The 13,487-nt window shown below is 48.9% G+C and carries 7 protein-coding genes; 3 read left to right on the top strand and 4 right to left on the bottom strand.

Annotated features, from left to right (window positions below; all coding sequences use genetic code 11):
* Positions 1–70 precede the first annotated feature (70 nt).
* The gene (locus tag ACN0YH_RS05630) at positions 71–913 is read right to left on the bottom strand and encodes a glycosyltransferase family 2 protein (RefSeq protein ID WP_417378582.1); all 843 of its coding nucleotides are present in this window, start codon (positions 911–913) and stop codon (positions 71–73) included.
* A gap of 434 nt (positions 914–1,347) precedes the next feature.
* Here ACN0YH_RS05630 and ACN0YH_RS05625 point away from each other — a divergent pair, with 434 nt between their 5' ends.
* The 3 genes from ACN0YH_RS05625 to ACN0YH_RS05615 all read left to right on the top strand — a co-directional run bounded on the left by ACN0YH_RS05625 (position 1,348) and on the right by ACN0YH_RS05615 (position 6,296).
* Complete coding sequence (locus ACN0YH_RS05625; protein WP_417378581.1) at positions 1,348–2,526, top strand: aldose 1-epimerase family protein; 1,179 nt, start codon at positions 1,348–1,350, stop codon at positions 2,524–2,526.
* A 484-nt stretch (positions 2,527–3,010) separates the two neighbouring features.
* The gene (locus ACN0YH_RS05620) at positions 3,011–4,888 is read left to right on the top strand and encodes a 30S ribosomal protein S1 (protein WP_417378580.1); all 1,878 of its coding nucleotides are present in this window, start codon (positions 3,011–3,013) and stop codon (positions 4,886–4,888) included.
* Positions 4,889–5,456: 568 nt separating this feature from the next.
* A complete protein-coding gene (locus tag ACN0YH_RS05615; RefSeq protein WP_417378579.1) occupies positions 5,457–6,296 on the top strand; it encodes a sigma-70 family RNA polymerase sigma factor in 840 nt (279 codons plus the stop codon).
* Positions 6,297–6,334: 38 nt separating this feature from the next.
* Here the strand turns inward: ACN0YH_RS05615 and ACN0YH_RS05610 are convergent, their stop codons facing one another.
* The 3 genes from ACN0YH_RS05610 to ACN0YH_RS05600 are packed head-to-tail and all read right to left on the bottom strand — an operon-like array spanning position 6,335 to position 13,487.
* Entirely contained in the window at positions 6,335–7,399 is a 1,065-nt protein-coding gene (locus ACN0YH_RS05610; protein WP_417378578.1) for a hypothetical protein, read from the bottom strand.
* Complete coding sequence (locus ACN0YH_RS05605; RefSeq protein WP_417378577.1) at positions 7,399–9,738, bottom strand: glutamine amidotransferase; 2,340 nt, start codon at positions 9,736–9,738, stop codon at positions 7,399–7,401. The genes ACN0YH_RS05610 and ACN0YH_RS05605 overlap by 1 nt, the downstream gene beginning before the upstream one ends.
* Positions 9,735–13,487: a hypothetical protein gene (locus ACN0YH_RS05600; protein ID WP_417378576.1), complete on the bottom strand. Its 3,753-nt coding sequence runs from the start codon at positions 13,485–13,487 to the stop codon at positions 9,735–9,737. The genes ACN0YH_RS05605 and ACN0YH_RS05600 overlap by 4 nt, the downstream gene beginning before the upstream one ends.

The following is a 13,487-nucleotide window of genomic DNA, read 5'->3' as shown; positions in this document are numbered from 1 at the left end:
ATCAGGTAAGCAACTGATAAATTAAGTGCTTCCTAATTGGGACCTTATTGCATCAGGCCCCGGGCTGACATCAATCCTTGAGGCCGTAGCGTACAATGCACCAAATTGCCTTTACGCCATCCCGCCAGCCAATTTTCTTGCCCTGATCGTAAGTACGACCATCGTAGCTGATTGACATTTCAAAAATACGGCACTGGCGGCGAGCCACTTTTGCAGTGAGCTCTGGTTCGATTCCAAATCGATTCTGGCACAGACCCGGTGCAATCTCTTTAATGACTTCCTTTCGGAAGAGTTTATAACAGGTTTCCATATCTGTCAGATTCAGATTGGTAAAGCAGTTGGAAAGTGTGGTCAGGAACTTGTTTCCCAGAAAATGCCAATAATACAGGACCCGATGTGGTTGATCTCCCAGGAATCGACTTCCATAAACGACGTCGGCTTTGCCTTCAATGATTGGTTGTAACAGCCGAGGATATTCTGAGGGATCATATTCGAGGTCCGCGTCCTGAATCAGCATTACATCGCCTTCGGCAGCCATAAAGCCGGTTCTGACAGCGGCTCCCTTCCCCTGGTTTTGCTCATGGAAGATCACTCGAACTCGGTTTTGGGGGTCGTTCTCAGCCTGCATCTGTTCTTCGAGTGTTCTCAGGATCTCCCGGGTCCCATCCGTACTGCCATCATCCACCAATACCAGTTCTTTGGGAATCGGGACTGCTTTCACCTGATTGATCAGGTTTTCAACGGTTTTGTGCTCGTTGAAAATAGGGATGACGACTGACAGCAGAAAGTCTTTGGGGATCGGGTAAAAGCCAAGTTGACGACAACCGGCCTCCCCCAGAGATTTTTTGAGCGAATTGTACCATTCTTCAGAGTAAGGATAGCCGTGTTCATCCTTTTGAGGAACTGAAGTCATTGTGTAGAGGTCCATGGGTAACTTCGAGTTAGAGAAAAAATGAATAAGATAGATCTCATGCTAGACTGTGTCCAGTTTTACTGTAGCGTCTCCAGGGCTGTTTGCCCCCGAGTATATTAGATGGAGAGACGCTATTCTTAAATGTGATGCGCTCTGGCGACTGGTTCACAGACCTGTATCGGTCAGAGAGCGAGCTTGCCTCCCTGTCAGGAGAGTGATTCTATATTCCTGTAGTAAACAGGTTATTCTGTATTATAAGTCGTAAAAGGTAACTGCAAGAGGAGTTTCTGTTTCCTTTTTGCTTTCGATACTGGCGAAGTGGAACAAACCGGTTTACATTATCCATACTGTCAGACTGGTTCTCCGTATCGTATCTCTTATTCCGATTATGACGAATTACTGAACGACTGATTTGCAATAGTTAAGGCGCGCTCATGAAATCTACGACGGTTTTGTTCACTGATGTGAGTTCTCAGGCCTGGATTGAAGAGACTCTGTTAAATACCGAGACTCATCCCGATTTTTCCAAAGAGTCCGGCTGGTTCATTAGGAAGCAGCAACTGCATGGCGGGGCATCCGAGGGCGTTGACCTGATCACGGTATGTAATGGGGCTTTAACGCTCTCGATAGTGCCGACAAGAGGTATGGGAGTCTGGAAGGGAGATTATCAGGGAACCCCTCTGGGCTGGCAGTCCCCGGTAAAGTCACCGGTAAATCCTGCTTTTGTGAATCTTTCCGAACGCGGAGGACTGGGTTGGTTAAGTGGCTTCAATGAACTGATCTGTCGCTGTGGCCTGATCTCTAATGGTCCCCCAGGAAAGGACCCGTCCGGGAATCCTCTGGAATCTGATTTGACACTGCACGGAAGAATTGCCAATACCCCCGCTTGTTATGTGAGCGTTACACTTGATCCAGCAGAAGGCGGCTGGATCAGGCTGGACGGAAAGGTGGAAGAAGGCATGCTGTTTGGCAGCCAGTTGCTGCTGGAATCAACGCTTGAGATGCAACTGGGCTCGAATAAATTTCGCATCCATGATCGGGTTACTAATCTCGGTGCAGAAAATGTTGAGTCTGAACTATTGTATCACATTAATGTGGGAGCCCCTTTCCTCGAAGAAGGAGCAGCATTTGCTATACCTTTTGCCGAGATGGCCCCCCGAGATCCACGTGCTGCGGAAGATGTCAATGAGTTTAGAAGCTATTTGGGACCGACAGCGGGATATGCTGAGCAGGCTTATTATTTTGATCCTGTTGCGGATGAGAATGGTTTTTCTCCTGCTTTGCTCTCCAGTAAAACAGGGAAAAAAGGTTTTCTGGTGAATTTCAGGAAATCGACTCTCCCCTGCTTTACTCTCTGGAAGAATACGCAGCCTGAGGTGAGTGGGTATGTGACTGGGCTGGAACCAGGGATTAATTTCCCGAATTTTCGGGCAGATGAGCGGGAACGAGGTCGACTGAAAAATCTCGATCCCGGCGACAGTTATGAGACAGAATTTGAAGTCTCGATTTTGAATAATTCGGATTCGGTTGATGTCGTAAGGCAGAAAATCACGAAACTAACTGAACAGGCCCCTTCCGTGATTCACTCCGCACCTCATGCGCGGTTTTCATGATGCTGAAACGGATGCGATGTGTTTCCTCTGACCAGGATGGTCTGGCAGAACCAGAATCGATGAAAAAATAGAAGAAATCAGCGATTTCATCACATTCAGCCGCCTATAAGGCTGGAATTAAATCAAATGGTTCTGATATATTTGCTGGACTGATCTCCTGGGTGTATCGATCAATGCGTTGTGCATTGACCACAACAGTGAGACGATTGGTTTTGGAGAGGTTACTATTCACTGGAAAGCTGCGGGAGATTCTCTGATCTCTTCGCTTTTTTTTTCGATTGTCAGTTCGCGTTCATTGGCAGGTTGACGGAAATTCTGACACCCCTTGTGGTTGTTCAGAGTCGTTAACAAAGAGACGTCTTTGTGACACTGGGACGGCTGATCTTAAGGATTTCAGATCCCTGATCCCCTGGCATCAAAATGAGACTTACTTTCCTGCAGGAATATAATTTCGAAATTTAAGTGTAGTTGGACTTTTTTTAGTATGGTTGATCGTAATTTAATTCGAGAGTTTAGTATTTCCGATGAAGATCTGGATGCAGCGTTCGCTGAGGTCATGCCGGAAGTAGATGCAGATGGTGAAGAAAACGACTGGGTACTGGATGATGTGTATGCTTCCGTCTCCTGTGCCTATGATGTGAATCAGATTATTGACGGTGTGATTCTGAGTGTCGATGGTGAAGAGGTTCTCGTCGACATCGGATTCAAAAGTGAAGGTGTCGTTCACATTGATGAGTGGTCTGAGGAAGAAGAAGTTCCCAAGGCCGGCGATAAGGTTCAGGTGCTACTCGAAGAAGTCGAAGATGAATTCGGCTTAACCATGCTCTCCAAGCGGAAAGCAGACCGGATTCGTGAATGGGAAAAAGTCATCGCGACCCACGCCGAAGGCGATGTGGTTTCCGGTACTGTGGTTCGCAAAATCAAAGGTGGTCTGCTGATCAATATCGGCGTCAATGTCTTTCTGCCAGCCAGTCAGGTCGATATCCGTCGTCCTTCAGATATCGCCAACTACATTGGTCGTACTATTGAGTGCGTAATCCTGAAAATTGATGAAGCCCGCCGCAACATTGTTGTTTCCCGTCGTAAGCTCATCGAAGAAAAACGCGAAAAACTCAAACAGGACCTGCTCAGCAAAATCGAAGAAGGTCAGATTGTCAAAGGGATTGTCAAGAACATCGCCGATTTCGGTGCCTTCGTCGATCTGGGCGGCATCGATGGTCTGTTACACATTACAGACATGAGTTGGGGACGTATTAACCATCCCACAGAAATCGTCAAAATTGATGATGAAATCGAAGTCATGATCCTGAGTGTCGATCGCGAGAAAGAAAAGATCGCTCTGGGTCTGAAACAGAAATCACCCAGTCCCTGGGAACTGGTCGAATCCAAATACCCGGTTGGTACCAAAGTCATTGGTCACGTTGTCAACGTGATGTCGTATGGTGCCTTCGTGAAACTGGAAGACGGGATTGAAGGTCTGGTTCACATCAGTGAAATGTCCTGGACCAAACGCATCAATCACCCCAGCGAACTGGTTAACATCGGCGATGAAGTCGAAGTCGTTGTTCTGGGCGTCAACAAAGACAAGCAGGAAATCTCACTGGGTATGAAACAGACTCAGTCCAACCCATGGGACGAAGTCACCAAGAAGTACCCGGAAGGAGCACAGGTCAAAGGAACTGTTCGCAATCTGACCAACTACGGTGCCTTTATCGAACTCGAAGAAGGTGTCGATGGTCTGCTGCATGTCAGCGATATGTCCTGGACACGTAAGATTTCTCATGCCAGTGAAGTCATGAAGAAGGGCGACGAAATCGAGTGTCTCGTGATTTCTGTTGACGAAGAACGCAAACGTATCGCTCTGGGTCTGAAGCAACTGGCTTCGGATCCCTGGGAAACTGATATTCCTCAGAAATATCAGCCAGGTGCGATTGTTCAGGGTACCGTTACCAAGATCACTAACTTCGGTGTGTTCGTTGAACTGGAAGATGAACTCGAAGGCCTGCTCCACATTTCTGAACTGGCAGACCATAAAGTCGAAAACCCAGAAGACATCGTCAAAGTGGGTGAGGCGCTCGACGTGAAGATTCTGCGTGTCGACACCGACGACCGTAAGATTGGGTTAAGTCGTAAACTGGAAGAATCCATTGAAGAAGAATCTGCTTCAGGAGAAGGTGGTGAGCCTGCAACTGCTGGTGCACCACGTAAGGAACTGATGGGGGGAACCGGTGGAGATGCTCCCCTGTTTTCAATGCCTTCTGAAACCAGTGAAGAACCTGTGACAGAAGAAGCCGCGACAGAAGAAGCAGTAACTGAAGAAGAAGCTACTGCTGAAGAAGTCACAGAAGAGAAGTCTGAATAATTCTCATTTGATCCTGGATCAAAGCGAATAAATTGAAAGCGACGGTCTAATACAGGCCGTCGCTTTTTTTATTCAGAGGTCCAGTAACACGTCAGTTTCTCTTGTTCAGTCTGAATTGCTAGACTGTGCCGAGTTTCATTGTAGCGTCTCCACTGCCATCGGTGCTGAGCATAATTAAGCGAGAGACGCCAGGGTTAAATAGTAAGTGCTTGCGTGCCAGAGGATCGCTAAAAGATCGGCTGGTATTTATGCAATCCCGGGACTGTGGTTTTGCTCAAAACTCCAGTAATAGCTGCATTTTAACAGTGCCAGTCAGCCTGATCCACATAATCGATACAGTTTCTGCAGTTTCTGATTTTCGCGTCTCGCTTTTCCAGACAGCGTTCAGGAATCGGTCAAACCTTGCCGATAAGAATATTACGGGGTGCAGATTTTTTTATACTGCGGCCCGTCATTGAATTATCGTGTCGAGAGGAAACGAGTTCCCGCGAACGGTTGCAAATCTAATGGAAGCCAGGGAATTGAACGGCTAACCATTTGTCAACAACAAATAGATAACAGGTTTTCCATGCAGAAAACTGCTCGACGGCGTTCCTCTTCAGCCGTACAGAATCCGTTAGAAACATACCTTAAAGAAATCAACGAAACCGCCCTGCTCTCTGCAGATGAAGAGAAGGAGCTTTCGAACCGTATTGAAAACGGTGACAAAGAAGCCCGCGACCGTATGGTACGTGCCAATTTGCGTCTCGTTGTGAATATCGCTCGAGCTTATTCAGGGAAAGGTCTGCCGCTTCAGGATTTGATTGAAGAAGGTAACCTGGGACTGTTGAGAGCCGTCGAAGGCTTCGATCCCGAGATGGGGACCCGCTTCAGTACTTACGCAAGTTACTGGATCAAACAGTCAATCAAGCGGGCCCTGGTGAATTCTGCCAAGACCATTCGTATTCCGGCATATATGGTCGAACTGCTTACAAAGTGGCGACGAGCCACTGCTCAACTGCAGGATACCCTGGACCGGACACCGACTACTGAAGAAGTCGCCCGTGAATTGGATTTGCCTCCGAAAAAACTGAAAATCGTGAAAAAAGCGATTCAGCTTTACAACTCTTCACCTCAATCAGAGCAGCATGATGCGGGCTGGTCGCTGGGAGAAATGATTCCCGATGATCGTCTGAAAGGCCCTGATGATGAACTGGTTGACAATGATAATCTCAAACATGTCTATCGTCTGCTCAAGGAAATTCCAGAACGAGAAGCCAATATCCTGAGAATGCGGTTTGGTCTGGATGGCGATGAACCCAAAACGCTAAAGGAGATCGGGCTGGCATTAGGCCTCACCCGGGAACGCGTCAGACAGATTGAGAGCGAAGCATTGAAAAAACTGGCCAAAGAAATTACCGGCGAGTAACCGACGCTTCCCAAAGCGTGAATATGCAAAGAGACCAGTTATTGACTGGTCTTTTTTGCATTGACGGGGATCACTTGTGAATCGTAGATCGTCTTTCTTTGTTTTTGATCACTACTGCGATACACGTTTGCCAGTTGAATCATCAAAGGTTCCAGCTGTTTGTAGTATTCATCCAGATTGATAAATGAAGCTTTGCGTTGTTTCAGTTCCAGAATTTTAATCTCCAGTTCATCCCTGAGCAGCTTCTGTTCGCCAGAGACAAGTTTTAAACGTTTAGTGGTAAACAGGATGAATTGATGTGCGCGATGACCGTCGGGTAGGATTGCGGTAGTTCTGATTGCTCCGGGAACCTGATACAAACCCTGAAACTGATCTCCGCGTGTTCCCTGCTGGTCCGCGTTGTCATCCAGTAGAGCATGCTCTGTCGCCAGTTCCCCTTTTTCCAGATAAAATTCAGCGGTCTGTCGACTGGCAGCCAGGTATGCTTCCAGGAGTGAAATCTGTCCATCATGATCCAGGTCAGTCAGTTTGTCCCTGGCAACTGCAGAAAGGAAGTTGCCAAAGTGTGAGAAATAGAATTCGTGGCCTGTTTTGGTCGCAGTAATCACTACACGGTTTTCAGCAGAGAGCATTTCCAGAAAAGGAGCGCTGGCCGAAAAGCAGTTGATCACCGCCAGTGGATGTTGAATGGCGTGACAGGATTGGTTTAAAGCGTCTGCAGTAAGATCCGGGCCACGCAGATTGAAGCGGGCGGTTTTGCCGTCAAAGGTTCCATGCCCAATCAGAATCAGCCAGGTTGCCGTATAATCTGTTTGCTGGTTGAGTTCATGCTGTACCAGCTCCAGATCGCTATGCCGGGCATCAATACTGTCACCGATCAATGTGAAGGCAGCCTGTTTGTCGGCTGCCAACTGCTGCCAGCGACTGGACCAGTCGGCAAACTGTTGACCGTATTCCGAGGTTCCTTCCGCTCCCAGCACAACAATAATTCGTTCGGTCTTTTCAGCGGAACCTGAAGGATCGGCCAAAATGGTCTGGCAGTGTAACAGCAGACTGAGACAGAAGACTCCCATCAGAAAACGATAAGGCTTTTCAAGCAGCATCAGGGCAATCCTTTCCAGCGTCGTAATGACCATTCACCAAACAGGCATCCCAAGACGAGCAGCAGTACCCAGGGGTGATGCCATAGTGGAGAGAGAGATTCTTCCGTGACCGGGATCTCACGTTGATCGAGTGAACGGACAAATCGCGATAGTTGAGAAGCAGGTATGACTTCCCCTTTCGATTGGGTCGCCAGTTGCTTTAATAAAGTGAGATCCGGATTCACCGATCGAAACTCTATTGTTTCCGGCGCATGCACCCAGCCTCCTGTGGTCGTAGTGCTTTTTGAGTCAGGTGTGGTGACGCGCGCCGTGATCGAATAGCCGCCCGGAGAATCAGGCAGGTAAACAGACTGGTATTCTCCAGGTTGATCAGGCACTGGATCTGCATTCAATTTGAGCGTTTCTTGATTCGGTGTGCTGACTTCCAGTTCTACCTGGTAGTCACTTCGTTTCTGAAAATCCTTATCGCGGACATGGACTTTGATTCGCGTGCCAGCTGATCCTGCCACGACTTCTTCAATTTGCAGATTCACCTGTTCCAGCGCATCGATGGTCATCCACCTTAATAACTGTCGCCAGGCTTTATTCAACTGCGGATCGGTTGAGTCTTCATTTAATCGCCAGCGCCATAAGTCGCCAATCATGACTGCCGTAACGCGTCCCAGTCCGTATCGTTGACTGGCGATGGCAGGCTGTCGGGATTGTTGTGATCCTTTGAGTTCTGCAGTCAAAATCGCACCCGGTTTTATGGAATCTACATGATTGACCGTTTTAAACGCAGGCATATCGGCGAGCCGTTTGTGTTCATCCTGTTCATTTTTATGATGGCGCATCCAGGGCTGCAGCCAGCCATCGCGGGTCAAGTCAAACTGGTAGTCGCTTTCAATCTCTGAATCGATTCTCTGAGAGAAATAGATGGGTAACAGCTGTTTGAAATCTGTTTTGTCGTATCCTCCCTGCTGGAATGACTCCTGGCCTCCCAGCATGACCAGGCCTCCCCCTCGTTCAGACACAAAGCGAGTGATCAATTCCAGCTGGTCATGGGTGAAAAAAGCGGCTTCCAGATCATCGATGATAATGGTCTCATATTGAAACAGTTCTGCTTCTGTCTTAGGGAATCCGTCGCTTAATTCATCCGGTGACTGAGTATTGATCCGTACGAAGACAGGCTGGTCATAGCGTTCCAGGTCTGCTTCGTTCTGCTGGTCGAATCCCCGGTAGAGTGCATTCCCTTCTTCTCCTTCACGACTGCGAAAATCGAACTTCGTTTCTTTCTTGGCGATTCGGATCAATCCCACCAATTGAATATATTCATCATCTTCAATCGCGCGACGCAGAAACTTGAATTCCCAGTTAGGACGACCCGAGACATAAAGTACGCGATGCGCAGTTCGACCGCGATCGAGTTTGAGAGTGCGCTGATTATTGGCCAGCGTCAGTTCCTGGTTCGCATTCGAAATCAACCTGGTTTTGATCTGATAAAAGGCAATTCCAGGTTGATCTGGTCGAATCTGAAACCGGATCTGCAACTGTTGATCGGGATCATCGATTTTACGAGTGACCGAGTCCACGACTTTCCCGGTCTGATCCAGCAGTTGCGTTTCAACCTGGCTCTGCTGACAGTGTGTCGTGGAGAGATCAGCCAGAATTCGAATCGGGGCGTCTTCAAATGGTGAATAACTGACGGATGTATTGGTAATCGCCAGATCGGTGGAAGGAGTTTCACTGCCGATAGGAACCGGATACACGGGCACGCTTTGCTGTAGCTGGCTGATCTCTTCCGCAGAGATTCCGTCGGTCATCAGGATGATTCCCGCTAAAGGCAGATTCTGATAACGCAGGTTTAATTCATTGAGACTGGTTATGAGACTGCTTTTGTTGTGAGAGAAGGTCAGGTGTTTGAAATCAGACTTTGCGTGGGCATGCGAATCCACGGAGTACTGTCGCACGGAGAAATTCTGTTCGAGATCACTCAACCATCGGGGAGATGATGAGGTCTGATTCTTGTCTTCTCCTGTTAGCAGTTGCTGTATCTGATTCAGGCGGGGTTGATTTGTGTCAGGATCTTTCATTTGGAGGCTGGCGCTATCATCTACCAGAACGGCAAACAGATTTGTTCCGGGTTGAATACGCGTGCCACTCCATAATGGTTCTGTCAACGCGATGGAAAGGATGGCAATCGCGGAGAGTTTCAGACAGAAAGCCGCTCCAGACAGTGACTGTTTTAAAGTCAGTGAACGATAAGCGTAGATTAGTAACGCGAATGCTCCCGCGATGACCGTCAGAGAGATGGCAAACCATCCCGGCGCACCAAATTGCAGTTGGGCCAGATACATCATTTTCCATTTCCTAGTTCTTCATAGTAACGACGGACCAGGTCTGAGTATTTTTCCGGAACCGGATCGCGGTCAATCGGTGCCAGCGATGTTTCCTCGCCTCGTTTACTGATTTCATTGGAGAGAATGTTTTGTAATTCAACCAGCGGTTCCAGGATTTGTGCATTGACCAGGTCTCCCTGAGGTGCTTTGGAATGACGTTTGAAATCCGCACGCATGCTCTGGGCACGTTCACGGATCTGAGCGACTTTGCTGCGTAGCTCTGGATCCCCCACCATCTCTTCGACATCCCGCATCCGGTCTGACCATTCCCGGAACTGATTCCCGGTCAGTGGTCCTGAAGCAGGACTGCCGGGCCCCCCCTGGCCTCCTGTAGAGCTGTTTTGCCCTTTACTGCGGGATCCCTTCAATGATTTAGGAGCCGACGATTGTGGTGAAGGTTTTTCGCCTTTCGCTTGCCCTGCCTGTTTAGCACCGGATCCCGGCTCGGATCCTGATTGCGCCGAAGCCAGCTGTACGGGAGATTTTCCCTGTCCTTTTTCTTGACCCTTTCCCTGGCCGGGAGAAGAACCGGGAGAGCCAGGTTTTCCAGGCTGACTGGATTTTGAATCCGAAGACGGGGGCGATCCTGATGATTTCTGGCCAGGTTGATTTTTACCGGGAGAAGATTTTTCAGTATTTGGTTGACCAGATGGTTGCTGGTTTCGCTGTTGCTGAGATATTTCTGCAGGTGTGGACGAGGCTGGATTTGTCGATTTATCAGGATCTTTAGTATTGGTGTTCGATGCCAGGCTTGTTTCCTGTTTCAGTTCTGAAGTTAGTGACTTAAGTTCCTGCCGGGCTTTCTTAAGTGCTTCCAGATCATTCCCCAGCACGCTCTCAGCCGCCATTTGAATACCCTGCTTCATCGTGTCGATTCCAGCAGCTGCCTGCTGTTCTGCTTCCTTAGCTCGGCGGTGATTACCTTCATTCAAAAGCTCGGCTGCATTCTTTAATGCATCCCCTGGTCGAAATGGGCGGGATTTACGAATCGCATCATACAGGTGTTTGGAAAGCAGCGGTTCCGATTTCTCAGATTCCTGAATGACCTGCTTCATTTGTTCCATCAGCGATTTCAGGCGGTTTTCCTGATCCTGCAGCTGGTTTGCCAGTTCCTGCTGCCCCTGATTTTTACGGAGTGAGCGTCGTTCCTGAGGTTGCGCCTGCTGTTGCTGCTTGTCTAATTGATTACTGATCTGCTGTTGTTTTTCGTCCAGTTGTTCTGCCTGCTGCTTCAGCCCGCGCATCGTATCTGCGAACTGATTAGCGGTTTTTTTGCGAAAGTCATTTTTGAGTTGATCCAGTTGCTGTTGCGCGCGTGTTCCGGAATTCAGAGCGCGAGAGATTTGTCCCTCTTTCAGAGACTCTGAGCTTTGCTGGAGGTGGTTTCGTGTCTGTTCCAGTTCACGCCTGGATTTTGTCGAAGAGGGTTGCTTTGACTGATCCATCCTTTGCGCGACTTCATCTGCTTTTTGCAACAGCTCTCGTTGTCGCTGCCGTAAGCGTTTCAGTTGACGTTCGATCTCTTCACGTTCCTGATCCGTTTTAGCAAATCGCTGTTTATCTGCTAATGCTTTGAGTTGCTTGTTCAAATCTTTCTGGCGTTGTGCGAGTTCTCTCAGTCGATTGAGAATCTGCAGGGATTCACGGTCAGGCTGAGCTGCCTGAGGGGCAGAGGCCTGGTTTTCTGTTTCATAGCGTTGCTGTTTATTTGTCAGTTCCAGTTGTTGCAGCTGATTCTGTGAGCGGCTGCTGCCTCCCCCTTTACTGCCTCCACCGTTTTTATTCTGCGAAACGCGGTGTTCACGAGCACGGAGTTTGAGCAATAACTGGTAACTGGCCTGTTCCGTGGAAAGGGAACTGGTAAGTGGTTCGATCTTGGCTGCTTCCAGAGTGGAATCGAGCAGTGCCACCGTTTCCTGCATTTTTGTTGTGATGGATTCGATGATCGCCTTGGATTTCTGTTCTTTCACCTTGGCAGCCAGTTCGAGAGTGGCGGTCACCAGAGCCTGCTGAGCTTGTTTAAGTGTGCCGACATCTTCTTTAAATTCAGCTGAGACGGTTGCTTTAATTTCCCTTCGAATGATTTTCCAGGTTGCATTGATAATCTGTTTCTGCTGCTCCGCCAGTTTTTCTGCCTGTTGTGCATTGCCTCCGCTCTTGCCCCCTTTTGCCCCACCACCGGCTGACTGTCCCTGCCTAAAGATTTCTTCGAAGTGGCGCACTTCCATAAAGAACATGTCACTTGAGACCCGTCGGGGGCTGCCATCTGCGGCAATATCTTCGGCAAACAGGTAATAAGCGATCAAAGTGTCTGGTTGCACCTGTAACTGTTCCAGCGATAACAGATTCTCCGCCGCGAATTCCAGATCATTCTGTGTGGAATCCTTAAGCTTAACCGTATGGTCAGATTGACCGGGTATGGAATAGACAAAGCCTACCTGTTGCAGGCCGTAGTCATCCACGACCGTTCCCTGGACGAGTGCTTCCTCAAGCGGAGAGACGCGTGTGTCTCTTCCCGGAAAGGTGATTTTAATTTCAGGAGGCAGGTTTGGAATCACTGCCAGGTCAATAAAGGGGGGCGTCCGGTTTTCTCGCTGGTCGGCGTCGATCAGTTTCAGGTTCCAGGTCTGGTCAGACTCTGCTTTCAGAGTGAGTCGTGCAGACAGGCCGTCAGAAGCAACGATCATTTCCAGCGGAGGCTGCCCGTTTGCTTCCAGCGCAGCAGTCGCTATCGGTTTATTGAAATGAGTCTCCAGTTCAACTGTTGAACCGATAACACCACTGATGAACAGGCTGTCTTCCATGTTTTGGACAGGTTGCCCTGTGTAGTCTGGTGGAGTAATTTTTGAATTCAGCTGGACCAACTCAGGTAGAATATAAACATTGACATGAAATGTCTCGGACTTCCAGTCTGCTGCCTGGATCTGATACTTCAATGCTTCAGTTACGGCAGGTAAGCGTACGGCGAAGACTGGGTCATCCAAGTGTTTAAGCAATGACTGTTGTCTGGTTTCACCTGAGGTGTCCGTGATGAACAGTTCTGCGGTGTCAGGGCACTTCCCTGTGAATCGTGCTGTGATGAGTAAGGGGTGATGCTTTTCGACGTCTGTTGAGCCTGGTTTGATTTCGACATCATAGGTGTTTCTGGCGATCGCTACCGTTGATGGGAGACGGGTGGCAGACGGGGCAGCCTTTAAATAGGACCAGCAACTCAGGCAGGTGATAAACCAGGCTGCAAAGCACAGTAAGTGGGTCGTACTTTGCACGATCAGCCGGCGGTTTGAGATGGACTGTCTCCAGTCATGCTGCCTGGCGTGTGAGAGAACCTGTTGAATCAGCCGGTTCTGTAGAAAGGTGGGCAGCCTTTCGGGAGTTGTTTTTTCCAGTTCGAGTGTGGCCAGCAGACTGGTGTCCAGATCCGGATAGGTGCGTTCAATCAGCGTTGCAATGGCATGTCTCTTGGCTGGAGAGAAACGTGTGCCAGGTCGATCAACGAGGATACCGACTGCAATCAGAACCGGTAGCCCCAGCATGCCTCCCAGCAGAAGGGACTGAGCCTGTTGTGAGTCAACGGGATTCAGTACGAGCAGCGAAAGTAGCGTCAGGCTACAGGCAGCGAGCCAGAGATAAGTCAATCGTCTCAGTTTCACACTGGTCTGGTAGCGGAGAATGATTTGATTGAGTTGTTTGACGAGATCGGACAGGCCCAT

It is taken from the genome of Gimesia sp. (genome assembly GCF_048262075.1).
GTDB lineage: Bacteria > Planctomycetota > Planctomycetia > Planctomycetales > Planctomycetaceae > Gimesia.
This window is presented reverse-complemented; position numbering and strand designations above follow the sequence as displayed.